This is a genomic window from Granulicella rosea (assembly GCF_900188085.1).
GTDB classification, from domain to species: domain Bacteria; phylum Acidobacteriota; class Terriglobia; order Terriglobales; family Acidobacteriaceae; genus Edaphobacter; species Edaphobacter rosea.
Map to the genome: position 1 here is coordinate 660671 of NZ_FZOU01000001.1, position 26464 is coordinate 687134.

General features: G+C 64.8%; 23 protein-coding genes. 15 read left to right on the forward strand and 8 right to left on the reverse strand.

Going from position 1 to position 26464, the window contains the following annotated elements:
- Positions 1 to 151: 151 nt before the first annotated feature.
- A complete protein-coding gene (locus CHB87_RS03065) occupies positions 152 to 688 on the reverse strand; it encodes an SRPBCC domain-containing protein (protein ID WP_089406894.1) in 537 nt (178 codons plus the stop codon).
- A gap of 174 nt (positions 689 to 862) precedes the next feature.
- Between CHB87_RS03065 and CHB87_RS03070 the strand changes: the two genes are divergently transcribed.
- Complete coding sequence (locus CHB87_RS03070; RefSeq protein WP_142988187.1) at positions 863 to 2776, forward strand: NHL repeat-containing protein; 1914 nt, start codon at positions 863 to 865, stop codon at positions 2774 to 2776.
- A 157-nt stretch (positions 2777 to 2933) separates the two neighbouring features.
- Here the strand turns inward: CHB87_RS03070 and CHB87_RS03075 are convergent, their stop codons facing one another.
- A complete protein-coding gene (locus CHB87_RS03075) occupies positions 2934 to 5381 on the reverse strand; it encodes an endonuclease MutS2 (RefSeq protein ID WP_089406896.1) in 2448 nt (815 codons plus the stop codon).
- A gap of 53 nt (positions 5382 to 5434) precedes the next feature.
- Between CHB87_RS03075 and CHB87_RS03080 the strand changes: the two genes are divergently transcribed.
- The 4 genes from CHB87_RS03080 to CHB87_RS03095 all read left to right on the forward strand — a co-directional run bounded on the left by CHB87_RS03080 (position 5435) and on the right by CHB87_RS03095 (position 9064).
- Positions 5435 to 5779, forward strand: coding sequence for a hypothetical protein (locus CHB87_RS03080; protein WP_089406897.1), 345 nt, complete (start codon positions 5435 to 5437; stop codon positions 5777 to 5779).
- Between the two features lie 89 nt (positions 5780 to 5868).
- Positions 5869 to 7251, forward strand: a complete 1383-nt coding sequence (locus CHB87_RS03085; RefSeq protein ID WP_089406898.1) for an ATP-binding protein — start codon at positions 5869 to 5871, stop codon at positions 7249 to 7251.
- Between the two features lie 44 nt (positions 7252 to 7295).
- On the forward strand, positions 7296 to 7973 hold the full coding sequence (locus CHB87_RS03090; protein ID WP_089406899.1) for a tetratricopeptide repeat protein: 678 nt from the start codon (positions 7296 to 7298) through the stop codon (positions 7971 to 7973).
- A 5-nt stretch (positions 7974 to 7978) separates the two neighbouring features.
- Positions 7979 to 9064, forward strand: a complete 1086-nt coding sequence (locus CHB87_RS03095) for a nucleoside hydrolase (protein ID WP_089406900.1) — start codon at positions 7979 to 7981, stop codon at positions 9062 to 9064.
- Here CHB87_RS03095 and CHB87_RS03100 read toward each other — a convergent pair.
- The 5 genes from CHB87_RS03100 to coaBC form a co-directional block, all read right to left on the reverse strand.
- The gene (locus tag CHB87_RS03100) at positions 9015 to 9440 is read right to left on the reverse strand and encodes a nuclear transport factor 2 family protein (protein WP_089406901.1); all 426 of its coding nucleotides are present in this window, start codon (positions 9438 to 9440) and stop codon (positions 9015 to 9017) included. The two genes, CHB87_RS03095 and CHB87_RS03100, sit on opposite strands and share 50 nt — an antisense overlap.
- 23 nt (positions 9441 to 9463) lie before the next feature.
- On the reverse strand, positions 9464 to 9859 hold the full coding sequence (locus CHB87_RS03105; protein ID WP_245817785.1) for an MGMT family protein: 396 nt from the start codon (positions 9857 to 9859) through the stop codon (positions 9464 to 9466).
- 5 nt (positions 9860 to 9864) lie between these two features.
- Positions 9865 to 10704, reverse strand: a complete 840-nt coding sequence (panC, locus tag CHB87_RS03110; RefSeq protein WP_089406902.1) for a pantoate--beta-alanine ligase — start codon at positions 10702 to 10704, stop codon at positions 9865 to 9867.
- Positions 10704 to 11603 carry a 3-methyl-2-oxobutanoate hydroxymethyltransferase gene (gene panB / locus CHB87_RS03115; RefSeq protein ID WP_089406903.1) on the reverse strand — a complete coding sequence of 300 codons (900 nt, stop codon included), beginning with the start codon at positions 11601 to 11603 and terminating at the stop codon, positions 10704 to 10706. The genes panC and panB overlap by 1 nt, the downstream gene beginning before the upstream one ends.
- A 377-nt stretch (positions 11604 to 11980) precedes the next feature.
- Positions 11981 to 13213: a bifunctional phosphopantothenoylcysteine decarboxylase/phosphopantothenate--cysteine ligase CoaBC gene (gene coaBC, locus CHB87_RS03120; protein WP_089406904.1), complete on the reverse strand. Its 1233-nt coding sequence runs from the start codon at positions 13211 to 13213 to the stop codon at positions 11981 to 11983.
- Between the two features lie 175 nt (positions 13214 to 13388).
- Here coaBC and CHB87_RS03125 point away from each other — a divergent pair, with 175 nt between their 5' ends.
- The 7 genes from CHB87_RS03125 (at position 13389) to ruvA (ending at position 19386) form a co-directional block, all read left to right on the forward strand.
- Positions 13389 to 13871, forward strand: coding sequence for a helix-turn-helix domain-containing protein (locus CHB87_RS03125; protein WP_089406905.1), 483 nt, complete (start codon positions 13389 to 13391; stop codon positions 13869 to 13871).
- A 32-nt stretch (positions 13872 to 13903) separates the two neighbouring features.
- A complete protein-coding gene (locus tag CHB87_RS03130; RefSeq protein ID WP_089406906.1) occupies positions 13904 to 14473 on the forward strand; it encodes an NfeD family membrane protein in 570 nt (189 codons plus the stop codon).
- Between the two features lie 252 nt (positions 14474 to 14725).
- Complete coding sequence (locus CHB87_RS03140; RefSeq protein WP_089406908.1) at positions 14726 to 16168, forward strand: flotillin family protein; 1443 nt, start codon at positions 14726 to 14728, stop codon at positions 16166 to 16168.
- A gap of 62 nt (positions 16169 to 16230) precedes the next feature.
- Positions 16231 to 16455, forward strand: a complete 225-nt coding sequence (locus CHB87_RS03145) for a hypothetical protein (RefSeq protein WP_089406909.1) — start codon at positions 16231 to 16233, stop codon at positions 16453 to 16455.
- A gap of 28 nt (positions 16456 to 16483) precedes the next feature.
- Positions 16484 to 17158, forward strand: a complete 675-nt coding sequence (locus CHB87_RS03150) for a PspA/IM30 family protein (RefSeq protein WP_089406910.1) — start codon at positions 16484 to 16486, stop codon at positions 17156 to 17158.
- Between the two features lie 240 nt (positions 17159 to 17398).
- Positions 17399 to 18760 carry an MSCRAMM family protein gene (locus tag CHB87_RS03155; protein WP_089406911.1) on the forward strand — a complete coding sequence of 454 codons (1362 nt, stop codon included), beginning with the start codon at positions 17399 to 17401 and terminating at the stop codon, positions 18758 to 18760.
- A 32-nt stretch (positions 18761 to 18792) separates the two neighbouring features.
- A complete protein-coding gene (gene ruvA, locus CHB87_RS03160) occupies positions 18793 to 19386 on the forward strand; it encodes a Holliday junction branch migration protein RuvA (RefSeq protein WP_089406912.1) in 594 nt (197 codons plus the stop codon).
- 187 nt (positions 19387 to 19573) lie between these two features.
- Here the strand turns inward: ruvA and CHB87_RS03165 are convergent, their stop codons facing one another.
- Positions 19574 to 20545 carry an IS5 family transposase gene (locus tag CHB87_RS03165; protein ID WP_089406913.1) on the reverse strand — a complete coding sequence of 324 codons (972 nt, stop codon included), beginning with the start codon at positions 20543 to 20545 and terminating at the stop codon, positions 19574 to 19576.
- Positions 20546 to 21657: 1112 nt separating this feature from the next.
- Between CHB87_RS03165 and CHB87_RS03170 the strand changes: the two genes are divergently transcribed.
- From CHB87_RS03170 to CHB87_RS03180, 3 genes are all read left to right on the forward strand, one after another.
- On the forward strand, positions 21658 to 24636 hold the full coding sequence (locus tag CHB87_RS03170; RefSeq protein ID WP_089406914.1) for a sensor histidine kinase: 2979 nt from the start codon (positions 21658 to 21660) through the stop codon (positions 24634 to 24636).
- Positions 24637 to 24641: 5 nt separating this feature from the next.
- On the forward strand, positions 24642 to 25274 hold the full coding sequence (locus CHB87_RS03175) for a response regulator (protein ID WP_089406915.1): 633 nt from the start codon (positions 24642 to 24644) through the stop codon (positions 25272 to 25274).
- A gap of 106 nt (positions 25275 to 25380) precedes the next feature.
- On the forward strand, positions 25381 to 26448 hold the full coding sequence (locus CHB87_RS03180) for a glycoside hydrolase family 53 protein (RefSeq protein ID WP_089406916.1): 1068 nt from the start codon (positions 25381 to 25383) through the stop codon (positions 26446 to 26448).
- Positions 26449 to 26464: the final 16 nt, after the last annotated feature.

Sequence of the window (26464 nt, forward strand, 5' to 3'; positions counted from 1 at the left end):
TGTCATCCTGAGCGAAGAGAAGGACCTGCTTTTGTGCGCGCCTCAGAACTCCGGGCCGACCCGAGACGCAGGTCCTTCGACTCCGTGGCGTGCGATGAAGCCGCACGCCACTCCGCTCAGGATGACAGACATCGCGCCAGCGGTTAGAAACCTACGCCGTCGGAGGCCCGGCCTGCGCCACGCGGCTCAGCGTCTCCAGCCAGATCTGGTGCTGGGTTTCGACGCGATTGGGCATCAGTTTTTTTACCAGCTTGGCGAGCCAGCCGCGCTGTTTCTGCTGCGAGAGCACGTGCGTGCCGCCGTCCGGGGTCGGGGTCAGCACCCAGGCGTGGTAGGCGTGGACGCCCATACCCTGCGACTCCCAGCCGATGCGCGTGGCTGGCTCGAACTCCAGCACCTTCGAAAAGACACGGATGCCGAAGGTGGTCCACGCGAACTTCACGCGGTTGCGCAGGTCCGGGCCGGAGACCGAGCGGAAGTGGATGTGGGTGGCGTTCGGGTACCAATCCGGCCACGCGTCGGCGCGGATCAGCCACGCCCAGACCGTCTCGGGCGGCGCGGGAATCACGATCTCATTCGAGGCGAAGAGGTGGATGTCGGTGGAGGCGTAGCGATCGGGCCAGCGGACTGCGGTTGACTGGGCTGGGGTCAGTTCGCTCGTCGGGGTGGGCTGTGTCGCGGTCGTCATCCTGCTTGGACGCGCCAGAGGGGCCGGAAGACGCGAAATAATTCATGAGTGCGCGGCAATCGCCCTTCCCTGTCTTTAGTAACCGGTTTGCGCGCAAAGGTGTCGCATTTCGGTAAAGATGTCCAAAAACGAGTCGATCTGATAGGTGAGAGTTTCCACTCCCCGAGGTTCACCATGATTGGCGCGTCCCGTACTCTTCGCATGATTCTTTCGGGCTCCCTTACCTGCGGAGCTTTGTTCCTGGCTGGCTGCGGGATTTCGTCCAACCCGTCTCCGCGGCAGGCCGTCTCCGGCATGGCGATTCAGGGCAAGGTGCATGGCGGTCAACAGCCGATCGGCGGCGCGCATGTCTACATGCTGGCGGCGAACACGATCGGCTACGGCGCGGCGTCGCTCTCGCTGCTCGATCCCGTGGCGACCGGCCTTTCGGACTCCATCGGCGCGTACGTCCTGACGGATGCGAACGGCAACTTCAACATCACGGGCGACTACACCTGCACGCCCGGCCAGCAGGTCTACCTCTACTCGCTCGGCGGCGATCCCGGCGCGGGTGTGAACTCCGCCTCCGGCCTGCTGGCGGTCCTCGGCGCCTGCCCTGCCGCCGGCAACTTCCTCGCCGCGACGCCGTTCATCTTCATCAACGAGGTCTCGACCGCCGGCGCGGCGCATGCGATCGCCGGCTTTGCAACCGATGCGACGCATGTCTCGAGCTCCGGGACCGCGCTGGGCCTGCAGGGTATCGCCAATGCGTTCGCCATGGCGGCCAACCTGGTGGATCTGCCCTCCGGCGTGGCGCTGACGGTTACGCCCGATGGCAACGGCTCGGTGAACAACCAGGGTCTGAATGTGGTCGCCAATATCATCTCGTCATGCGTGAACTCGGCCGGCCCTGCATCCTCGCCCTGCTCGATTCTGTTCGCGAACGCCCTCAGCGGCGGCACGACCGGCACGGCGCCGACCGATACCGCGACCGCGATGCTCAACATCGTCCACAATCCCGCCGCGAACATCGCGACGCTCTTCGCGCTGACGCCGGCGGTGGCGCCGTTCGTTCCGTACTACAGCATCACGCCGGTCGACTATCTCATCGCCATCAGCTATACGGGCGGCGGCGTGAACGGCCCGAACGGCATCGCCATCGACGCCGCCGGTGACCTGCTGACGGCGAACTCCGGCACATCCGGCACAGGCGCTTACAGCATCAGCTCGCTCTCGCCTGTCGGCCAGCCGCTCTCGCCGGCCTCGGGTTACACCACGGCCAATCTCAATGCGCTCGCGGCGCCCATCAGCGTCATCCCTGATATCACCGGCGACGCCATCATCCTGACCTCCACGAGCGTGATGGGAATGACCGACTCCGGTTCGTTCCTGTTCTCGGGCAGTGGGCTTACCGGAGGCGGCCTGTTGCTTCCCAAGGCTGTCGCGGTGGACGGACTGAACAATATCTGGGTCGCCACCAACAACCTCAACATCGCGGAGTTCAATAGCGCGGGCACGGCTATTTCGGGCATTCTGGGCTTCACCGGCGGCGGCCTCGCCGGACTTGCGGCGGATATCGCCATCGACGGCTCGGGCAATGCCTGGATCGCCAACCAGTTCAACTCGATCAGCAAGTTCAACAGCGCCGGCAGCGCCGTCTCTCCGCTGGGAACGGGCTACACCGGCGGCGGTCTCTCCACGCCGCAGCACATCGCGATCGACAACAGCGGCAATATCTGGGTGACGAACCAGTCCAACAGCGTGTCGAAGATCTCGAGCTCGGGCGTGGCGTTGTCGCCCAGCACCGGCTTCACGGGCGGCGGCCTCTCAGCGCCCAGAGGCCTGGCGATCGACGGCTCGGGCAATGTCTGGGTCGCGAACACCGGCGGCGCGATCAGCGAGCTCGACAACTCCGGCAATGCCATCTCCCCGAGCAACGGCTGGATGTACAGCATCTTCACCGCGGGTACGGATGTGGCGATCGACGGCTCGGGCAACGTGTGGGTGTCGAGCGGCAACGTGATCCAGCAGATCGTCGGCGCCGCGACGCCGGTGGTGACGCCGCTGGCTTATGCGGTGAAGTACAACCTGCTGGGGTCGCGACCGTAATGCGGTCTAACCCCAAAAGTCTGTCATCCTGAGCGCAGCGAAGGATCTGCTTCTTGTGGCGCCCAAACTCACGGGCGATCCGAGAAGCAGATCCTTCGTTTCACTCAGGATGACAGGACCTTCCAGGGACTACAGGAAGTTCCGGCGGATCGAAACATCACTGGCGCAGCTCGACTAATGTCGCTCCCTGTCCGCCTTCGTTGTGGCTAGGTTCGGTGACGTTCGCGACGTGCGGGTGCGACTTCAGCCAGTCGCGCAGCGTTCGCCGCAGCACGCCCATGCCCGTGCCGTGGACGATGCGGATGCGTGGCAGGCCGGCGAGGAATACCTGATCGAGGTAGCGCTCGACCTCTTCTCTGGCCTCCTGCGCCGTGCGACCGATGACATTGATCTCGCTTGCGAGGTAGTCCGGGTTCTGGCTGGTCTGGATCGTCACGTTGCCACGGCGGCGCGCGGCTTCGAGCGGCGTCGCGACCTTCACCGTCTCCACCTCGGCGATGTCCGAGCGCGGAATGCGCATCTTCATCTGGCCGATCGAGACCTCGAAGGTGTTGGCGTCGATCGCGCGTTCGACCCGCGCCGGCCGGCCCATGCTCTTCAGGTGGACGAGGTCGCCGGGCTTGATCGGCTTCGGCTCCCGGGCCTTTGCGACTGGGTCGTTGCGGTCGGCGCCGGTGTTGTGCGCGAGCACGGTGGAGTTGAACTGCTCTGAAAATTCGCGCTTGGCGCGTGACATCCGCAACGCAGAGTCGCGCGCGATCTTGGCCGCCACGGTCTTATCCGCGATCAGCTTCACCGATTCGCGCAACTGCTCGTCGAAGTCTTCGAGCAGGCCGGTGAGCTTGATCTCCAGCTCCTTCGTGCGGGCCTTCTGCTCGGCGCGGCCTTCGGTTTCGAGCCGCAGCTTCTCTTTTTCCAACTGCTGGGTCTTGTGCTTCAGCATGACGCGCTCGGCGGTCGCGGCGGAGATCTGCTCGTGCAACTGGTCGAGGAAGGCGCCGATGTCGGCCTGCTGCGAGGTCATCTGGGCGCGCGCGGCGGCGACGATCTCGGGCTGCATGCCCAGCCGCTCGGCGATGTTCAGGCCGGCCGAGGCGCCGGGCACGCCGAGCCGCAGCTCGTAGGTCGGCGCGAGCGTCTGCTGGTTGAAGCCGACGGCGGCGTTCAGCACGCCCGCGTGGCTCGCCGCGTAGACCTTCAGCGACGTAAGGTGCGTCGTGATGCAGGTCCAGGCGCGCAGGTCGAGGAAGTGCTGTGCGACCGCGACGGCCAGCGCGGCGCCCTCCTCGGGGTCGGTGGCGGAGCCGAGTTCGTCCAGCAGTACGAGCGAGTCCGGCGTGGCGTGGCGCGAGATATGGTCCACGTTGACGACATGCGCGGAGAAGCTCGACAGGTTGCGCTCGATCGACTGCGCGTCGCCGATGTCGGCGAAGATCTGGTGGAAGAGCGGCAGCACCGCCTCGTCCGCCGGAACGGGCAGGCCGGCCTGCGCCATCAGGGCGAGCAACCCGGTGGTCTTCAGCCCAACCGTCTTGCCGCCGGTGTTGGGGCCGGAGATGATGAGCTGGCGCGCGTCCGGCTCCAGCGCGAGGCTGAGCGGCACGGGTCTTGCGCCTTCAGAGCGCATGCGCAGTTCGAGCAGCGGATGCCGCGCATACTTCAGCGACAGCCCCGCGCCGAAGCTGGGGCGGGCGCAGTCCAGATCCTGCGCGAAGCGCGCGCGCACCCAGTGCGACTCCACCTCGGCGAGGATGCAGGCGCCCAGATGCAGCGGCCCGGCATGCTCGGCCAGCGCGCGCGTCATGGCGACGAGGATGCGGTGAATCTCGGCCTGCTCTTCGTCCAGCAGGCGCACGAGCTCGTTGTTCTGCTCGATGGTTTCGAGCGGCTCGATAAACACGGTCTGGCCGGAGCCGGACGAGCCATGGATGACGCCCGCGACCTTGCGTTTGAACTCGGCCTTGACGGGGATGACGAAGCGCTCGCCGCGGACGGTGATGACGTCCTCCTGCGATGCGCCGTCGTCGCGCAGGCGGCGGGCGGCGCGGCGCAGCGAGTCTTCGATGGCGCGGTGCTGCCGCTCCATCGCCTTGCGGATGCCGCGCAGCGCGGGGCTGGCGTCGTCCGAGAGGCTGCCGTCGGGCTCAATCTTGCCGCGCAGCATGCGCAGCAGACCGGCCAGATCGTACTCCAGCAATGGGTCGGTGAGCTTCGAGATGCTCGGGCCCATGGCGCGCTGCGCCTCGGACGGCGACAGCAGGTTGCGCCACGCGGCGACGCGCTCGACGACGTTCAGGAGCGAGAGGATCTCGAGCGCTTCGAGCGCCGAACCCTCGACCCGCGCCTTGTCGAGCAGCGGCGTGGGGTCGAAGAGCCCGTGGAAGTCGAAGCTGCCGCCGCGCGCGAGGAATCCGCGCAGCTCGGCGGTGCGGGACTGCTGGGCATCTATCCAGCCGAGGTCGGTGGTGGGTTCAAGGGCAAGCGTCCACGCGCGGCCCAGCGGGCTGACGGCGCGGGAGGCGATGTGCTCGCGCAGGCGAGGCCATTCGAGGGCGATTGCGCTCGATTCGAGCAGTGGAGACGGGATTTCGGGAAGCAGAGGCACAGGTCTATTATCAGGCCTGCCCACCTCATCTCGTCTGATAGGATATTCCAACGATGAGCGTGATCGACAATACCCGGAAGCTGATGCAAGACCTGATAGCGCCTGAACTCAAGGCTCTTCAGGTCCAGGTCTCTTCCATGGAAAGATCGATTCTCAGCTCTCTTGCCGCTTCGGACAAGACGACAAAGGCTCAATTCGAAGCGATGGATGCACGAATGAAGGCTCTGGAAGGGGCGCTGCTCGGGACGAAAGATGTTCTGGTTGCCCAGACGAAATCGCTCGAAGGCAAGGTCGATTCCAATCATGCGAGCATTTTGCATTCTCTGGATATTGACAAGCGCCTCGAGCAGTTGGAGCGTCTGCAGCGAGATTCGACCTCGGCCCCTCGTCAGCAGTAAGAATCTTCAACCGATCGTCGCCAATCCCGCTCCACGTCGCAAACGCGAGACATGGGGCGCGCCCCTTTTCGTGGAATACTGAAATTCCCATGGAGACGCAAGATCTGTTCGACCGGTTGGCGGCACATCGCTCTTTGAGCGCCGCGCCGCGCGCGGAGCTGGAGTGGCTGCTTGCGCATGGCGAGTATCGCCGGTACGGGGAAGGCGACCTCACAGCCGCCAAGGGGTCCACGGTGGGTTGGATGCATATCATCCTCTCCGGCCGGCTGGCGCTGTTCGTCGATCGCGGCGCCGGGCCGGTCAGGATGGCGGAGTGGGGCGCGGGTGAGGTCACCGGCGCGCTGCCCTACTCGCGGGTGACGACGATCCCCGGCGATGCGCGGGCCATGGAGCCGCTGGAGGTCTTCGCCATTCCGCGCGAGCATTTTCAGGCGTTGACGCAGGCCTGCTTCTGCGTCACGTCGAGCCTCGTCCACACCATGCTCGACCGCACGCGGGCGTTCACGGCCGGCGATCTGCAGAATGAGAAGATGATCTCGCTGGGCAAGCTCTCGGCCGGCCTGGCGCACGAATTGAACAATCCGGCCTCGGCGATCGAGCGCAGCGCGGACGGCCTGCGGGTGCGCTTCGCGGACTTTGAAGAGGCGACGCGCGCGCTTGCCGCCGCCGCGCTGACGGATCGCCAGTCCGCCGCATTGAAGGCGTTTCGCACGCAGTGCGTCGCGGCGGCTCGACCGGCGCTCGAGCAGTTGGACCGCGAGGAGGCGATCGCGGCATGGCTCGCAGGCCATGGCGTGGCGGCGGACGACGCGGCGGCGATGGCCGAGACCGAGGTCACCTTCGCATCGCTCGACCGGCTCGCCGAAGAGCTGTCCGGCCCTGTGCTGGCGGCGGCGCTGCGCTGGGCCGTCGGCGCCTACGTGCTGCGTACGCTTGCGGGCGGCATCCAGGAGAGCTCGCGGCGCGTCTCGCGGCTGGTGAACGCGGTCAAGGGTTTCACCCACATGGATCAGGCGAACATTCCCGAGTGGGTCGACCTGGGGCCGGCGCTGCGCAACACCGTGACGGTGCTGTGTTCGAAGGCGCAGGAGCGGGCGGTCGACGTGACGCTTCAGCTCCAGCCCGGACTTCCAAGGGTGCGGGCCTATGCCGGGGAGCTGAACCAGATCTGGGGCAATCTGCTCGACAACGCGCTCGACGCCGTTCCCCACGGCGGCTTGGTGGAGATGCTGGCCTGCCGCCAGGGCGAACGCGTCGTGGTGCGCGTGCGCGATAACGGTCATGGCATTCCCTTGGAGATTCGCGACAAGGTCTACGACCCGTTCTTCACCACGCGACCGCAGGGCCAGGGCGTCGGGCTGGGGCTGGATATCGCGCGGCGGCTGGTGCGGCACAACGACGGAACGATCGAGTTCGACTCCGCGCCGGGTGTGACGGAGTTCCGCGTCAGCTTGCCTGTGGCCGAGGGTTAGATTTTGCACGAGATCGCGGACTAAATTAGTCTTAGATTGCTGCGATGACGAATCAACCCGACCAAAACGATGTGGAGCTGGTGCGCGACTCGGCGATCCGTGGCGTGCAACAGGCCCAGCTTCTCTTCGGCCAGATGCTGCTCGACGGCAAGGTAGTCGAGCGCGACCCGGCGGCGGCGCTGCACTGGTTCGAGCAGGCCGCGAAGAGCGGCGACCCGATGGCGATGAACATGGTGGGCCGGTGTCTCGACCAGGGCTGGGGCGTCGCGCGCGACGCTGTGCTGGCCGCGCATTGGTTTCGCAAGGCTGCGGTACGCGGGCTCGACTGGGGCATGTACAACCTCGCGACCCTGTTGTCTCGGGGCGAAGACGGCGTGCCGCAGGACAACGAGCAGGCGCTCTACTGGCTGCGCCGCGCCGCGGGCATGGAGCATGCGAAGTCGATCAATGTGCTCGGCGGCTTCTACGAGGATGGCTGGATCGTCGCGCGCGACCAGCAGGCCGCGGTCGCGCACTACAAGCGCGCGGCGGAGCTGGGCGACTTCCGCGGGCAGTTCCACTATGCGCGCGTCCTCGCCGAGGCAGGCCATCTCGCGGAGGCGGAGGTCTGGGTCCGCAAGGTGCCGGAGACCGCCACGCCGGCGTTTCTCGAGAAGGCTGCCGCGTTCTTTCTGCGCGCGCCCCTTCCCGAGGTGCAGGCCTTCGCGAAGTTGTTACTCTGAAAGACATGCCCCGCATTCATGCCGTTCTCTCCGCCGCTCTCGCCCTGCTGACGCTGCCTGCCCTGGCCCAGAACCCGCGTCTTGTCCTGATCGATCAGGATGGCTCCGGCCCGGCGGGTTCGAACCAGATGTCGATGATGGTGCTGCTGCAGTCGCCGAAGGCGAAGGTGCTCGGCATCACCATGGTCAGCGGCAACGCGTGGGAGACCGAAGAGGTGCGGCACACGCTGCGCATGCTGGAGCTGACCGGACACACCGACGTGCCGGTCGTGCCCGGAGCGGTCTTTCCGCTCATGCGCACCGAGGTGGAGACGAACCTCGAACGCGCGCAGGTCGGCAGCTTTCCCTGGTACGGCGCATGGGGAGACCTCGCGGCGAAGACCAGTGCGCAGCCGTATCACGGACCGTATGTCCTCCCTCCGCAGGTGGAGGGCGAGCCGTCGCTGAAGCCGCTCGACGAGGACGCGGCGCACTTCCTCATCCGGCAGGTGCATGCGCATCCGCATCAGGTGACGATCTACGCGGCTGGGCCGCTGACCAACATCGCGCTCGCGCTCTCGATCGACCCCGGCTTTGCCGAGCTGACGCAGGGCATCGTCATCATGGGCGGCAGCCTGGCGCCGCAGACCAGCGACCCCGAGTTCGCGACGCACCCCAGGCACGAGTTCAACTTCTGGTTCGACCCCGAGGCCGCGCACATCGCGCTGCGTGCGCCATGGCCGCGCATCGATCTCACCACCGTCGATATCTCGGTGAAGACGCAGTTTACCCAGGCGATGCTCGACGAGCTGAAGGCCGCGAAGACGCCCTCCGCGCGGTATCTGGCGAAGTACACGCACGAGCTTTACTACCTGTGGGACGAGCTCGAAGCCGCCGCGTGGCTCGACCCGTCGATCATCACGAAGGAGCAGGTGCTCTACGTCGACGTGGACACCAACCACGGGCCGAACTACGGCGACACGCTGACGTGGACGGCGGAGAACAAGCCGAAGTTCACGCTGCAGCCCGTGCATGTGCAGATGGACCTCGACCTGCCGCGCTTCAACCGGATGTTCGTGGATCTGATGAAGGCCGGGCCGGGGGCGAAGTAATCGGCTGCACCCACTGGCTTCGCCATGCGGGCGCCTCGAAGGGTTCGGCGAAGTATTGCGTCTCATGGGCGACCTTGCCGTCGCGGAACTCCATGATGCTGACGGTATGCGCGGGCCGGCCCTGGTAGAGGATGACGTACTCCGTAATCCAGAGATCGCCGCTGCCGAGAATCCGTTTCACCTCGAAGCCCGACGGCCGGCCGGGATGGTGGCTCCGCAGAGCCTGCAGGTTCTTCCGCCCGGCGATGCGCTCGCCCGACTGCGGGTAGTCGCAGATGGCGTCGTCCCTGTAGATGTCGTGCTCGGCCTCCGCATCGCCGGCCGCGGAGGCGCGCCAGTGCGCGTTCAGGGCTTCGCGTATCTCTTCGTCTCGCATGCTTCGCTCCCTTTCGTTGACGCCTAACGATCGATCTCCCACGGCTTGAGTCGATGTTCGAAGCGGTCCATGTCGACCCGCTTGCCGCTGAAGGTTACGCCTTCGAGCTTCAGACGCGCCTGTTGTTCGAGCGCGGCGTCGTCCCGCAGCTTGATCTCGCCGCCGGCGCCCAGCACGCGATGCCAGGGCAGTCGATCGGCGGGGTCGACGCGCAGCAGCCGGGCGACGGCGCGGTGATAGCGCGGATAGCCCGCCGCCGCCGCCACCGCGCCGTAAGTGCTCACCTTGCCGGGCGGGATGGACAGGATCATGTGCCGAAAGGCGATGTCCCGCTGGTCGTTTGGCCGCAGGGCGTCGCGCAGCAGCTTCCGCTTGCCCTGTTCAAACTCGAACTGCGTCGGCGCCGGTCTCTTCGTCAAGGCTGTTACTCCGCCAGCATATTATCGATCAGCCGCGTGCCGCCCACGCGCGCGGCGACGGCGATCAGCGTTCCCGGCTCGATCTTCGTGACGCGTTCGAGCGTATCGGCGTCGACGGCTTCCAGATACTCGAACGCCACGCCGGGTTCGGCGGCCAGTACGATCAGCCCTTCGGCCAGCACACGCACCGGCGAGCGTTCGCCTGCCGCGATCGCGGCTTTCATGGCGATCAGCGCGCGCGGCAGGGCCAGCGCCTGCTGCCGCTCGGCCGCGCTCAGGTAGGCGTTGCGCGAGCTCATCGCCAGACAGTCGGCGTCGCGCACGATGGGGCAGCGAACCAGCTCGGCCTCGAAGTTCAGGTCGCGCATCATGCGTGCGAGCACGGCCACCTGCACGGCGTCCTTTTGCCCGAAGTACGCCTTGTCCGGTGCGATGACGTGCAGCAGCTTCGAGACCACCGTCGCCACGCCGCGAAAGTGGCCGGGGCGGCTGGCGCCGTCGAGCTTCGCGCCCAGTTCGCCGACGTCGACGAAGGTGGCCGCGCCCGCCGGGTACATCTCTTCCGCGGTGGGCGCGAAGAGCAGCTCGACGCCCGCGGCTTCGAGCATGCGGCAATCCTGCTCGAACTGGCGCGGATACTTGCCGAAGTCCTCGTTCGCGGCGAACTGCAGCGGGTTGACGAAGATGGAGACGGCGACGGTCTCGCAGTCCTCCCGCGCGCGCCTGACCAGCGAGATGTGTCCCGCATGCAGCGCGCCCATGGTCGGCACAAGGCCCAGTTCGCCGCGCATCCGCGCCTCGCGGCAGGCGATACGCGCCTCGGCAATCGTGGTCAGAATGCGCATCAGGAGGCTACGGCCTGCTGCAGGTTCAGGAGCTCCTTCGCCTCGCCGCTCATGTGGTAGCTCTCGGCGTCCGAGGGGAAGGAACCGTCTTCGACCTCCGCTCGGTAGCGCACCAGACCGTCGCGCATCAGCTTGCCCGCGTCGGCGTAGCGGCGCACGAAGCGCGCGGGCGCGGCGCCGGTCAGGTTCATGGCGTCGTGCCAGACGAGAATCTGTCCATCGCAGTCCGGCCCGGCGCCGATGCCGATGGTGGGGATGTCGAGCTCGGCGGTCAGGATCGCGGCGGCCTCGCGCGGCACGCCTTCGAGCACGATGGAGAAGCAGCCTGCCTCGGCCAGCGCCTGCACATCCCTGCGCAGCAGCTCGACGGCAGCGAGGGTGCGTCCCTGCACCTTGTATCCGCCCATGCGATGCACTGCCTGCGGGGTCAGGCCGACGTGGCCCATCACGGGAATTTCAGCATCGACCAGTCTGCGGATGAGCGGCGCGCGGGTGATGCCGCCTTCGAGCTTGACGGCCTCCGCGCCGGCCTCCTTCACGAGGCGAACCGCATTGCGGATGCCGTCCGCGTCGTCCACCTGGTAGCTGCCAAATGGCATGTCGACGACCAGCAGAGCGCGCTTCAGCCCACGGCGCACGGCGCGCGCGTAGACCAGCATCTCGTCCAGGGTGACCTCGAGCGTGCTCTCGTGGCCCTGCATCACCATGGCCACGGAGTCGCCCACCAGGACGATGTCCAGGCCAGCCTCATCGATCAATTTTGCAGAGGAAAAATCGTAAGCCGTAATGGCCGAGATGCGCTGTCCAAGCCGCTTCTTCTCAAGCAAAGAGGGGATCGTCACCTTCTTCACACGCGAACAACCATCCAGGCCGCTGCCAGGGGCAGACCATACACTCATCGCAAGCTCCAGTGCAGTTCCGCCTCGGTTCGGCTGGATACCGCCTAGGGAAAGCCTACTCTGAAGGGATGCGTTCGAGCAAACCGACGACGTGTGTCACGACTCGAACGAGGGAATAGGGTTTAGGGAATAGGGACTTCGCAACCCTTATCACTGCACGGAATCGTTTTGCTTAAGGGCACGGCTTCAGCCGTGCCGCTACTGCGCTGACACGAGACCGGCTTTAGCTGCTGGGGTACGGATTTCGCTTGGTGCGGCACGGAGCCAGCTCAGCAGGAAGGAGTACCTCAGCGGCTGAAGCCGTAAGGCAGAAGCAGTTCGGTGGCACGGCTGAAGCCGTGCCCTTAAGCAAGACGATCCTGTCACTGGTTCTAAGGCTATGGCTGATGCCGCATAGCTACCACCTCATCGAGAATCCGCTCCGCCATCTCGCGCTTGGTCATCTCGGGCAGGGGCACGGCGCGGGCGCCGATCAGCATCGTGCCCGCGTTGCGGTCGGAGTCGAAGCCGATGCCCGGCGCAGAGACGTCGTTCACCACGATGGCGTCGACGCCCTTGCGCAGCATCTTGGCCCGCGCGCGCTCGAGGCCTTCCCCCATCTCGGCCGAGAAGGCGACGATGAGCTGACCCGGCGGCCGGCGCCGGGCGACCTCGGCGACGATGTCTTCGGTCGGCTCCAGCTCCAGCGTCAGCATGCCCTCGCGCGCGATCTTGCCCTCGGCCTTCGTGACCGGACGGAAGTCCGCGACCGCCGCGGCCTTCAGCACGATGGTGGATTCCTGCGCCCATGCGAGCACCTTCTCGCGCATCTCCGATGCTGTGGACACGCTGTGGAATTCGACGCCCGCCGGGATCGGCAGCGCGGTCGACGCGCTGATGAGGATCACCCGTGCGCCGCGCCGGGCCGCCGCCTCGGCCAGTGCGTAGCCCATGCGCCCGCTGGACCGGTTGCCGAGGAAGCGCACGCCGTCGAGCGGCTCGCGCGTACCTCCTGCGGTGATGAGCACGGTCTGGCGCGAGAGGCCGGTCTCGAAGTTCCTGCCGGCGACGGCGTTCAAAACCGCGCTGACAATATACGGAATCTCCGCCAGCCGGCCCGTACCCTCCATCCCGCAGGCCAGATAGCCCGCGCCCGGCATGACGAAGCGCACGCCCCGCGACTGCAGGGTGCGGACATTCGCCTGCACCGCCGGGTGCTCCCACATCACGACGTTCATCGCCGGGGCAATGATGACCGGCGCCTTGGTCGCGAGGTACATGGTGGTCAAAAAGTCGTCGGCAATGCCGTTGGCGAGCTTGCCCAGAATGTTGGCCGTGGCCGGGACGATCACCAGCGCCTGCGTGGTCTGGGCCTGCTCGATGTGTTCGACGGAGCTGGCGCCGCCGGGAACCTCGCCGCCGCTCCACAGCGTATCGATGACCTTGTGGCCGCTGATGGCCGCAAAGGTCAGCGGCGTCACAAACTCCTTTGCCGACGCGGTCATGACGACGTGCGGATCGAGCCCTGCGTCCTGCAATGCGCGTACGAGTTCCACGGCGCGGTAGGCGGCGACGCCTCCGCAGACTCCGACGGTTACCTTGGCTCGCGCCCGTTCCGGTGCACTGCTCATAGGTCGATTCTCTCACTTGGCGAAAGGCGAAAAGCAGATTCCCTGCGGGAATGACAAACAAGACAGGCTTTGTCTCTTTGGTTTGTCATTCCCGCAGGGAATCCGCTTTTAGTATTCGATTCATTTTTTCTTGCGCAATATTGCAATCCGCAATACAATTATTACAGATCGCAATATGAAGCTCGCCGACAAAATCCGCTACCTTCGCGAGGTCGAAGGCTCCCTTCGGGGGCTGGACCGCGCGATGACCCAGCAGGAGCTGGTGCGCGCCATCGAGGACGAGGCCGGGAAGAGCATCTCCCAGTCCTATCTCTCGCAGATCGAATCGGGCGCGCGCCCGCACCTGACCAACACCACGCGGCTGATGCTGGCGAAGTTCTTCAAGGTGCATCCGGGATATCTGGTCGACGACCCGGACGACTTCCAGTCGGAGCTGCGCACCACCGAGATCATCGAGGACAAGCTGGACCTCTGGTTGATCGGCGGCGCGGAGCGGTTTGGCAAGGCCGATCCGGAGTTGTGCCGCGCTCTGCTACGCCTGGCGCACCACGACGACTCGCGCCGTTGCCTGCTGCTGCTGGAGTCGATCCTCGAAACGCCCGCCCTGGTGGAGCGCCTGATGCAGGTGCTGCGGCCAGAGGCGCAACCGAAACCCTAACCCCCTTCCGTTGTTCGAGAGACGACAACCCCATGAACTGGGATACGTTCTACCTCATCTGCTTCGTCACTGGATTGATTCTTTCGCTGCTTTCGTTCTTCGGTGGCTTCGCGCATCTTCATATCGGACATCTTCATCTTGGTCATGGCCATGCGGCCATTGGGCATAAGCTCGGCCACGGCCTGTCCGCCTTCAACGGCTTCACCGTCACGGCGTTCCTGTGCTGGTTCGGCGGCGCGGGCTACCTGCTGCATCGTTACAGCCCCATCGGCGTCACGATCGTCATGCTGCTTGCGATCGCCAGCGGACTGCTGGGCGCGCTGCTGCTGTGGGCCGCATTGTTCAAGCTGCTGCTGCCGCATGAGCGTGTGCTGAAGCCCGAGGATACGGAGATGGCCGGCGTGGTCGCACGCGTCGCCGACCCGATCCGCGCGGCTGGCGGCACGGGCGAGATCATCTTCTCGCAGACCGGCGCGCGCAGGGCCACGCCTGCCCGGTCGGAGGATGGCGACGCGATCGAACGAGGCGCGGAGGTAATTGTGCTGCGGTATGAACGCGGCATCGCGTATGTGCGGCGGTGGGATGAACTGAGCACCTCGTGATCTACGCACGGCGCGTGTCATCCTGAGCGCAGCGAAGGACCTGCGGTTTGCTAGGACGGGCGACAGTCTGGCCAGTTTGTAACAAAACCAAGAACAAATACAGAAGCAGATCCTCTTCGAGGATGACAAGCAAGAGAAGCAAGAACAAAAGAAGCAGATTCCCTGCGGGAATGACAAGCCCAAAAGACAAGCAAGAAAAGAAACTTCAACCTCTAACCCTCCACAAGCTCTCCACGCAGAGCAAAGGAAGCCATGCAGAACTCGGTCGCAATCGTCGTAGGCCTGCTCATCGTCGCCACTGTCGCCTTACTCATGCTGCTCGGCAAGATGTTTCGCAAAGCCGGCCCCAACGAAGCCATCATCGTCTACGGTTTCCGTGGACCGCGCGTCATCAAGGCGGGCGGCGCGGTCATCTTTCCAGTCGTCGAATCCAGCCGCCTACTTACGCTTGAGCTGATGAGCTTCGACGTCGCGCCTCAGCAGGACCTCTACACCAAGCAGGGCGTGGCGGTCACGGTCGAGGCGGTCGCGCAGATCAAGGTGCGCTCGGACAACGAGTCCATCCTCACCGCCGCGGAGCAGTTCCTCACCAAGAGTCCCGAGCAGCGCGAAGGCCTGATCCGTCTTGTGATGGAAGGCCATCTGCGCGGCATCATCGGTCAGTTGACGGTGGAGCAGATCGTCAAGGAGCCGGAGATGGTCGCCGAGCGCATGCGTTCGACCTGCATGGACGACATGAGCAAGATGGGGCTCGAGGTCATCTCGTTCACCATCCGCGAGGTGCGCGACAAGAATGAGTACATCACCAACATGGGCCGGCCGGACGTAGCGCGCATCAAGCGCGACGCCGAGATCGCCGCCGCCGAGGCCGAGCGCGACACCGCCATTCGCCGCGCCAACGCACTGCGCGAGGCGGCCATCGCGAAGTCCGCGAGCGACCAGGACCGGGTGATCGCGGAGACCGCGTCGCTCGGCAAACAGGCCGAGGCGCAGCGCGACCTTGCGATCCAGAAGGCGCAGTATCTCGAGCAGTCTCGCAGGCAGGAGGCGCAGGCCGACAAGGCGTACGAGCTGCAGACCAATGTGATGCAGCAGCAGGTCGTCGCCGAGCAGGTCAAGGTCATGCAGATCGAGAAGGAGCAGATGGTCAAGGTGCAGGAGGCCGAGATTGCGCGTCACGAGGCCGAACTGATCTCGACCGTGTTGAAGGGCTCGGAGATCGAGGCACGCCGTATCCAGAACATCGCCGGAGCCGAGAAGGCGCGCTTGACCAGCGAGGCGGAGGGCCGCGCCGCGGCGACACGCGTGCAGGGTGAGGCGCAGGCTGCGGTCACGAAGATGCAGGGTGAGGCCGAGGCCAACATCATCTTCGCCAAGGGCGAGGCCGAGGCCAAAGCGATGAACGTGAAGGCTGAGGCCTACCAGGAATGGACGCAGGCCGCGGTCGTCGACAAGCTCATCACCAACATGGCCGACGTGGTCCGCGCGATGGCCGAGCCGCTCAGCAAGGTCGACAAGATCACCATCGTGTCGACTGGAGGCGACGACAACATCGGCGCGCACAAGATGACCGGCGAGATGACGAAGATCGCAAGCCAGGTGCCCGCGTTGTTCGAGGCGCTCAGCGGCATGAAGATGAGCGACCTGATGTCGAACGTGAAGCAGATGAAGCCGCGCGAAGACGACAGCAAGTAAACCACACGAAGGGCGTTCGTAACAGGACGCCCTTCCTCAACCGCATCCATATGTGAAACGTCATGATCCTGCTGATTCTTTTTATCGTCGCCGTCTCCGCCGTCATACGGCTCGTCACGCTTCCCTTCCGCATCGGCGGACGCCACTACAACCCGTATGGCTACGGTTATGGCGGCTGCTATGGCTACCATCGCCGTCGCGGGATCGGGCATGTGATTCTGGTCGTGCTGGTTCTGCTCGCGCTCTCGCATGTCTTCGGTCACCACCATCACCATCATCTGCTGTAGTTCACGCGACATAGATCGGAGTCTCATCATGGCCTTACTCGAACGTGTCGGAACCCTGCTTCGCGCCAACATCAACGACCTCCTCGCGAAGGCCGAAGACCCCGAGAAGCTCGCTCGCCAGCTTGTGCTCGATATGGAAAATCAACTGCTGCAGGTGAAGACGCAGGTGGCCATCGCGATCGCTGATCAGCATCTGCTGTTGAAGAAAAAGAAGGAGCACGAAGACGCGCAGGCGGAGTGGCGCCGCAAGGCCGAGCTCGCCGTCGCGAAGCAGCAGGACGACCTGGCGCGCGCGGCGCTGGAACGTTCTCTCGCGAGCCAAAGGCTTGCGCAGGGCTACGTCCAGCAGCTTGAGGATCAGACCGCGGAGGCCGAGACGCTGCGCGGCGCCTACACACGCCTGCAGCAGAAGCTGACCGAGACCAAGGCGCGGGTGGAGCTGCTGATCGCACAGCATCGCCGCGCGCGCACCGCGGCCAAGGCCGCCACCGCACAGGCTCTGCTGGGCACGCATGAGAAGCAGGCTACGTTGAATCGTCTGAGCAGCTCGGTGAAGGATGCCGAACAGGGCAACACGCTCAGCCGCACGCTCACGGCCATCAACACCAGCGATACGCTCGAAGAGCGCTTCGCGGTGCTGGAGCAGGAGGATCAGATCGAGGCGCTGCTGCTGGAGTTGAAGGGGCAACAGCGGCTGACTTAGGTGATTTGTATCCGTCCGACAGCTTGTCATCCTGAGCGTAGCGAAGAACCTGCTTCTCGCTTGCTCCGTCACGAACACTGGTTCCCGCACAAACGAGAAGCAGGTCCTTCGACTGCGGCGCTCACGATGAAGCTGTAAGCGCCTCCGCTCAGGATGACAGGCTGTATGGGTTGAGTCGAACAAGAGAACAAGCGATGACTCTGTTCCGCAACTAAAGAAAGACGCAACACTGGAGGCAACATGCTGCAACGCATCGTCCGCGGTACGCTCGTTACTTCATGGATCTTCTCTGTCTGCACCATCACCGCGCAGACGCAGTCCGCGCCCGCTGGACAAGGCTCGATCACCGGCCATGTCGTCCTCTCGGACACCAACGGCCCCGCGCGCTTTGCGCATGTGCTGATCAAGCGCATTCCGGATGGCGCGACGGCGAAGCCCAAGGCCAACGACCCGGAGTCCATGCTGGCCGAGCTGCTGGGCGAATCCAACGACAAGGCCGTGAAGCTCGGCAAGGCGGACCCCGCGAAGAAGAAGCCCGAGGACGCCGACACCAAGGCCGCCGGCGCGGCGTTTGCGAACATCATGTCCTCCGTAGGCGACATGGTCGCATCGACTACCGTCTCGGCCACCGGCGAGTACACGCTCACCGGCGTGAAGCCCGGCAGCTACTACGTCCATGCCCTGCTGCCCGGCTATATCGATCCGCTCGCGGCCTTCGCCGGCGACGAGGTGAACAGCCTCGACCCCGCCACGCAGCAGCGCATCAAGAGCGCCGTCTCGGTCGTCACCATCACCGGTCGTGACTCCGCGCGGCTCGACCTGCGCCTGGAGCTTGGCGCGGCCATCAGCGGGCGCGTGCTCTTCGAAGACGGCAGCCCCGCCGCTGGCTGGAAGCTCACCGCGCATCCTGTGAAGCAAGACAAGCCCAAGGTTGCAGCCGGTCTCGGAATCGCGGAAGGCGACATCCCCAGCATGAGCGACATGATCTTCCAGGCGAATCACATGACCGACGATCGCGGCGACTATCGCCTCGCGGGCCTCACGCCGGGCGACTACATCGTGGTGGCTACGCTGACTGCGAGCAACGCCAGCGCGGGCTCCGCGATGACCGGCGGCGCGATGCGGCTCGCCGTCTTCAGCGGCAATGTCGCGCGCGAGTCCGATGCGAAGCCCGTCTCGGTGACGGCCCACGAAGACCGCAAGGGCGTCGACCTCGTCATGCCACTGAGCACGCTGCACTCGCTCTCGGGCAAGGTGCTGGCGAAGAGCGACAGCACACCCGCGAACACAGGTACGGTGCAGTTGCGCGACGAGCACGAGACCTCGCTCCTGAAGGTGCAGTCGGCGACGATTCAACCCGATGGCAGCTTCCGCTTCGACTACGTGCCCAACGGCGATTACACCCTGAAGGTGCGCGGCGCGCAGGTCAGCGAGGCGACCGGCGGCTCGAAGAAGCTCTTCGGCATCGAGATTCCAAACACCAAGACGCTGCGCGCCTTTGGGCCGGACGAGCAGAAGGTCACGCTTGCCGATGGCGACCACGCGGGCGTGGTCTTCAGCCTGCCGGACGTGCCGGTGTCGAAGGACAAGGACGACGAGTAACCGGCGGAACGCAAGACGCTACAATCGAGCACATGATCGCTCATCTGCGCGGCCGTCTTCTGTCGAAGTCTCCCAACCAGGCCATCGTCGAGTGCGGCGGCGTCGGGTACGACGTCGCCATCTCGGTGGCTACCTTCACGGCGTTGCCGGCCGAGGGCGCCGAGGCCCAGCTCCACATCTTCACCAAGGTCGCCGAGGATCAGCTCGCGCTCTTCGGCTTTACGGACAAGCTCGAAAAGCGCATGTTCGAGCGGCTGCTTTCGATCTCGGGCATCGGCCCCAAGCTGGCGATCACGGTGCTCAGCGGCATCGCGCTCGACCGCCTGGTCTCGGCCATTCGCGCCAGCGACCACGCCATGCTGACGAAGGTGCCGGGCATCGGCAAGAAGACCGCCGAGCGCATCGTGCTGGAGTTGAAAGATAAGCTGGACGACCTCGCCACCGCGCCCGTCTCCACCCAAGTCAATCACGGCCCCGCAGGCGAGGATGCGCTGTCGGCGCTGGTCAACCTCGGTTATCCAAGACCCGTGGCGCAGAAGGCGGTCGAGACGGCCATCACGCGCGATCCGAGCGTGAAGAACGACTTCGAGCTGCTGTTCCGCGCGGCCATGGCGAGCATCCGGTAAGGAGAGCGATGGGCGATGCGACTGGCAAAGCGCACGCCGGAGGGCTGGGTTCTCTTTCATCAGGGAACGATCGTGCAGGATTAGGGATTCTCTGAACAAGTATCCAGCGGATCGGTCGCGGCAAGATTCTGACCGATTTTGGCTACCTGGTGTTGTTTGTGGGACATTTCTGATGGTGTGTGCGGTTTTAGGCGCAGCTCTGCCCGGCGACTGCCATCAGGTGATGGCGTGCGGTGAGCAGGTTGGTCAGCGCGCACAGGCTCAGCAGGCGGTTGCGGTTCTTCTCCAGCCCGCGATACCGCACCTTGGCGAAGCCGAACTTCAGTTTGATCAGCGCGAAGACGTGTTCCACCCGTGAGCGCGTCTTCGACTTCACCCGATTTTCCTCGCGGATGGCCGGATAGCAGACCAGCTTGGTGCGGTACTGCCGGTGCGTGCGATCCACCGCCTGCGGAGCGCGTGCGACGATGACCTCCGTCTTGCCCTGGTACGCCTGATCGCCCCACACCTCGGTCTCCTCGCCGTGCAGAAGATCGGCCAGCACGCGGTTGTCGGCCACGTTGGCCGCCGTGGCCTCGGCCGAGTGGATCAGCTTCGTGTCCGCGTCCACGCCCACATGGGCCTTCATGCCGAAGTACCACTGGTTGCCCTTCTTCACCTGGTGCATCTCCGGGTCGCGCTGCTCCTGCTTGTTCCTGGTCGACGACGGTGCATGCAGGATGGTCGCGTCCACGATCGTGCCCGTGCCGATCTTCAATCCGTGACGTTCCAGGTGGCCGTTGACCACGGCGAGCATCTTCCGGCCCAGACCGTGGCGCTCCAGCAGGTGACGGAACTTGCACACGGTGGTCTCATCCGGAGCCGGTTCGCGACCCAGGTCGATGCCCACGAACGAGCGCATCGTGAGCGAGTCGTAGAGCGCGTCCTCGACTGCCGGGTCGGATAGGTTGAACCACTGTTGCAGGAAGTAAATCCGCAGCATCCGCTCCAGACCGACCGGAGGGCGGCCGTTGCCCGCCTTGGGGTAGTGCGGCTCAATCAAGGCCACCAACTCGGACCACGGAACCACCACATCCATCTGCGAGAGAAACTCCGAACGCCGCGTCTGACGCCCAAAACGCTCAAATCCAGCCGCCAAAGCCAAGGTCTGCTGTTTCATCCGCACCCCCACATCCACAACGTAATTTAATCCGCCGTGGAGTGGGGAACTTAATCAGAGAATCCCTAGAGCGGTCGCGTTCCTTTCTTTCCGCATCCCACGCATACGTTCCCGACACCATCCACTTCCTCTCCGCGCATACGTTCCCGACGTTCTCACCCAGCTCCAAGTTTTGCACCAGAGGTGGTGCAGGTCAGCCCTCGCCTTACCTAGATCAACTGCTGCGCGCATACGTTCCCGACGCATAAGACAACAGTTGACGCATACGTTCCCGACGCAGCGCACCTTCGGATTGCCTGAAAACAGGCCCATATAGGGAGAGGGAAGCAGATCAACTCAGTTGCGACGCTGGCACGCAGAGTTTTCCACCGTCGAACTGTGGATATCGCCCTTTTTCCACGCATATCTTGCTTACGGCGAAGAGCCGCTTTTCAACCGAATTCACGCATACGAGGCCGACAATCCGTCGATTTCCACGCATACAAGGCCGACAGAAGCAGTCGTATCCATTTGATATATCGATGCTTAGCAGCACACTTGTAGTTAAATCCTTGTATTAAAAACTTAACTCCGCTTGTAGTAGAGGCCTCTCAAATGTGGATCGAAACATTCCGTCAAACGAGGCCGGAGCGAGGCACCAACATTGCAGCACCTACCACGCATTGATCCAGACTGACCATCCTCGCTACCGCCATAAAGCCCCTCAGGCCACCCAGAAGCGGCTGCGGGCCATCTGGATAGCCCCAACCATGCGCTGCCTTGTCGCGAGGCCACCTGAAGCGTCTTTCCGACACACTTCAAGTTACATTGCACGGCGTTCTTTTCCATCGCAATTCGCCCAGCAGCGATGCTTCTCCGCGCCGCTGCCGCAGGCTCGGCGATGGTGTTCGGCAAGGCCAGGCATGCTGAGCTACACAGGGAATCTATGCCGTGATGATCTGCCGCATGAAGTCCACGATCGGTTCCGCACGATCCTGCTCTGAGAGTCCAACTCATCACGGGAAACTGACATTTCTTTCGGGCTCCTACAGGGTCAGAGAGACAGAGGCTTCCTTATCGGACTTATTCGTTCCAATTCCGATAGGCCGTCGATCGAGTAGGATGGTGGCGGCATGGGAACCTTTATTCGGGTATCGATCGCGCTGCTGCTCTTGTGCGCGGCCGGCTGTGCCTGTGGGTCGACGGCGTCCTCTCCCGTGCATGCCGGTGCGGACCTCAGCTATGCGCGGACTTTATGGCAGGTCTCCGACGGCTTGCCGGAGGATACCGTACAGGCTCTTGCCGAATCGCGCGACGGTTTACTTTGGATCGGCACCACGGGCGGCCTGACGCGCTTCGACGGAGCGCACATGAAGGCCTTCGGCGTGGCGTCGAAGCAGATGCTCGCCGCGCACAGCATCTTCTGCACGGCGATCGCTCCCGACGGCAGCCTGTGGGCGGGAACGGAGGGTGGTGGTCTGCTGCATATTGCAGGCGACTCCACGGAGATCTTCACGCGTGCGCAGGGGCTGACCGATGAGTTCGTACGCAGCGTGGCGATCGATCATCTTGGACGGGTGTGGGTCGGGACGGACGATGGTTTATTCGTCATCGCGCATGGCCGCCTGCGCCGCGTCGACGGGACCGCCGCCATCCCCGCGCTGGCCGTGCATTCGATCCTCGAAGATCGCAGCCATCGCCTATGGGCCGGCGGCTCGCGGTTGATCGCGGTCGATATCGCGCAGGAGGGCGCGGAGCAGGCCCAGGAGTTTCGGCTGCCCGGCGCCTATAGCAAGAGCCGCGTGAAGAAGATCCTCGAAGGTCGCGACGGCACGATCTGGGTCGGCACCGTCGGCGGTCTGGAGCGGTTGCGCGCAGGCCGTTTCGAAGGCGTTGAGGAGATTCACGCCACGGTCCGCAGCCTGCTGGAGGCGAGCGATGGAGCGCTCTGGATCGGCACGATCGGCGACGGTTTATGGACCTGGCGCGAGGGGCGGCTCAGCCCTATGCGCAGCGCCGGTCTGCTGCCGAGCGACACCGTGCTTTCGATTCTCGAAGATGCCCAGCAGCAGATCTGGATCGGCACGCAGGCCGGCCTGGTGCGTCTGAACAAGACGCCGGTCAGTGTCGTGGAGCTGCCGGAGGGCGGCGATCCCGACTTCGAGACCATCTCGGGCGACGCTCGGGGCGATGTGTGGGTGGCGGCGCAGCGTCTGTACCGGGTGCGTGGCGGCGTGGCGAGCCAGGTCACCTATCCCGAGCTGGGCGGCAGCACGGTGCGCAATCTCTTCACCGCGCGCAACGGCGATCTCTGGCTGGGCACGGATGGCAGCGGCGCCTACCGCCGGCGCGGCAGTGCATGGACCCACTACACCGCGCCTCGGGAGTTGACCAACAACTTCATCCGCGGCTTTCTCGAAGCCAGCGGAGGCGATATCTGGATCGCGACCGACGAGGGCGTCAGCCGAATCGGCGGCGAAGGGGTGCATCAGCTTACCGAGGCCAACGGACTCGCGTTTTTCAGTACGCGGAGCCTGATCGAAGACCGCAACGGAAGCATCTGGATCGGCACCGATCGCGGCCTGAGCCACTGGAGCCACGGACAGTTTGCGCAGGATGCAGCCACGCTCGGGCTGGCTACCGAGAAGGTATGGTCGATCCTCGAGGATCGCAGCGGCGCGCTCTGGTTTGGCACGCGCGACCACGGCCTCTTCCGCTATCGCGATGGCGTGCTGGATCGGTTCACGGTGGAGCAGGGTCTGCCCTCGAACAGCATCTACCAGATTCTGCAGGACCGGCGCGGCGTCTTCTGGCTCAGCGGTCCGAACACGGTCGCCTCGATTCCCGAGGCCGAGATGCGCGCGATTGCGCCACACACGGACACGCTGCTCAGCGTCACGGTCTACGCGATGCCGTTCCGCGCGGACGGCGCACAGATGTACGGCGGACGCCAGCCCGCCGGCTGGCTCGCGCCGGACGACAGCGTGTGGTTTGCGACGACGCGCGGCGCGGCGCGTGTCGGGGAGGCGCATCCGGCGTCCGGCATGCCGCCGCGCGTCTCGATCGAAGAGATTCTGGAGGATGGGCGCAGCGTGCCTGTCTCCTCCGCGCTCAAGGTGGGTTCGGGCGTCGCGCGGCTCAGCTTCGCCTTTACGGCGCGATCGTTGCTGTCTCAAAAGGGTGTGCGCTTTCGCTACAAGCTGGAGAACTTCGACACGGCGTGGAACTCGCCTGCTTCGGACCGTGTGGCCACGTACACCAACCTGCGTGCCGGGCGTTATAAGTTGCGCGTGGTCGCGTTCGACACCGCGCGCCCCTCCGAGATCACGGAGGTCGATCTCGAATTCGTCAAGCTGCCGGCGTTCTATCAGACGTGGTGGTTCTTCACGCTGGCCGCGTGCTTGCTGGGCGCGACCGCGGCGCTCGCCTACCGCCTGCGAGTCCGGCGGATTCAGGCCAGCTTTGCCGCGGTTCTGGCGGAGCGGAACCGCATGGCGCGCGAGATGCACGATACGGTGATCCAGGGCTGCACCGGCATCTCCACCCTGCTCGAAGCCGTGGCCAGCCTGCCCGCCGATACGCCCGCGCCGGGCAACGAGCTGCTGGACTACGCACGGCTGCAGGCCCGCGCCACGATCGACGAGGCGCGCCGGGCGGTCTGGAACATGCGTCACGAGCGCGAGAACGACGTGGACCTGATCGAGTTGCTGACCGGGGTCGCCCAGCAGACGGCGCGCGAGTTCGGCACGCATGTCGACCTACGGCACGACGTAACGGAGCTGACGGTAAGCGCCTCCGCCGCGCATGAGATTCTGATGACCGTCCGTGAGGCGATCTACAACTCCGTGCAGCACAGTGGGACGAAGGAGGTGGAGCTGGCGGTGAAGACGCAGGGAGAAGAGCTCACCCTCACCATCGCGGACCAGGGCTGCGGCATGCCGCAGACGGCTGCGGCCAGCCCGCACGAGGGCCACTATGGCATGATCGGCATGCGCGAGCGGATGCAGCGGCTGGGCGGACAGTTCGAGCTCACCAGCTCCCTCGGCCACGGAACGCGCATCCAACTGAGGCTGCGCAGAACGGTCCGGGGCGTCCCCGCCGGAAGGAGTTGAAACGCATGGAACAGGCTGGCGGCAAGATCCGCATCCTCATCGTCGACGACCACCCGATCATGCGCGTCGGCATCGCAGCGATCATCAACGGGCAGCCGAACATGACCACGGTCGGGCAGGGCGGTTCGGTTGCGGATGCCGTACGGCTCTTCACGGTCGAGCAGCCGGAGCTGACCCTGATGGACCTGCGTCTGCCCGACGGCAGCGGCGTGGACGCCATCCGGCTGATCCGCGCCCAGTCGCCCAGGGCGCGCATCATCGTGCTGACGACCTATGAGGGCGACGAGGACATTCATCAGGCGCTGGCCGCCGGCGCCATGGGCTATCTGATCAAGGGCATGCCGCACGAGCTGCTCATTCGCGCGTTGCTGCGGGTCCACAGCGGGCATCGCTTTCTGCCGCAGATCGTGACGGAGGCGCTCTCCTCGCGACTGCCGGGGTCGAACCTGAGCGCGCGCGAGCAGGAGGTGCTGCAACTGATGTTCGCGGGCAAGAGCAATCGCGAGATCGCCGAGCAGCTCGAGATCAAGGAGGCCACGGTGAAGTCGCACGTCAGCGTGATCCTGATGCGGCTGAATGTCAGCGACCGCACCCAGGCCGTGGTCGAAGGGTTGAAGCGCGGTCTGGTGCATCTTTGATAAATCGCAGTCCACTCCGACTTTCGATGGATTCGCGCGTTGTTCCCAACTCTCTATAGTTCTTTTGCGGCGAAGTCCGGGTCGACCGGCGCGCCGAAAGGTTAATGTGAAGCTCTTTCCTCGCATCGTCTGGATCGTTCGCGCCGCTGCACTCACGGTCTCCCTTGCGGGCGTCCTGCCCTGCGCGCGGGCGCAGATTCCCTGCCCGCACCTTGCGCTTGGGGTGGATGTCTCCTTTCTGCCGCAGGCGGAGGCGGAAGGCACGATCTTCCGCGATGCCGGCAAGGCCGCGCCGGGGCTGGATACGCTGCACGCGCATGGCTACGGCTGGGTGCGGCTGCGCATCTTCAACGATCCGAAGACGCTGCCCAACAATCTGGCCTACACGCTGGCCGAGGCGAAGAAGGCGAAGGCTCTCGGCATGGGCTTCCTGCTCGACTTCCATTACTCCGACGACTGGGCCGACCCCGCGCATGAGAGCACGCCCGCGGCCTGGCAGGGTTTGAAGCACAAGCAGCTCGTCGACGCGGTCTATACCTTCACGCGCGACACCGTGCAGCAGCTTCGCGACGCCGGCGTGCCGCCCGACATGGTGCAGATCGGCAATGAGATCACCTCCGGCATGATGTGGCCCGACGGCAAACTGCCCGACAACTGGGACAACTTCACCGACCTGCTCAAGGCCGGCGTGCGCGGCGTATATGAGGCCAGCGATCCGGCCCACAAACCGCGCATCATGATCCACATCGATCAGGGCGGCAACAAGACGACGACCGAATGGTTCTTCTCGCACGTCCTCGCCGCGCACGTGCCCTTCGACGTCATCGGCCAGTCGTATTACCCGTGGTGGCAGGGCAGCCTCGCGGATCTCAAGGACAACCTAGACTTTATGGCGACACACTACAAGCGACCCATCATCCTGGTCGAGACGGCCTATAGCTGGAAGCCCGATAACTACGTGAAGAAGCCGGGTCCATACCCGGAGACGCCCGAAGGTCAGCGCGCCTTCCTCGAAGCGCTCGTGCCCGTGGTGCTCGCAACGCCAAACGGCCTGGGACGTGGCATCTTCTGGTGGGAGCCCGCCGTGCGTGGTCCACTGGCGCGGCGCGGTCTCTTCGACGATGAAGGCAACTCGCTCCCCGCGCTGCATGTATTCGACGCCTGCATGCAGTAATTGAGAATCGGCATCG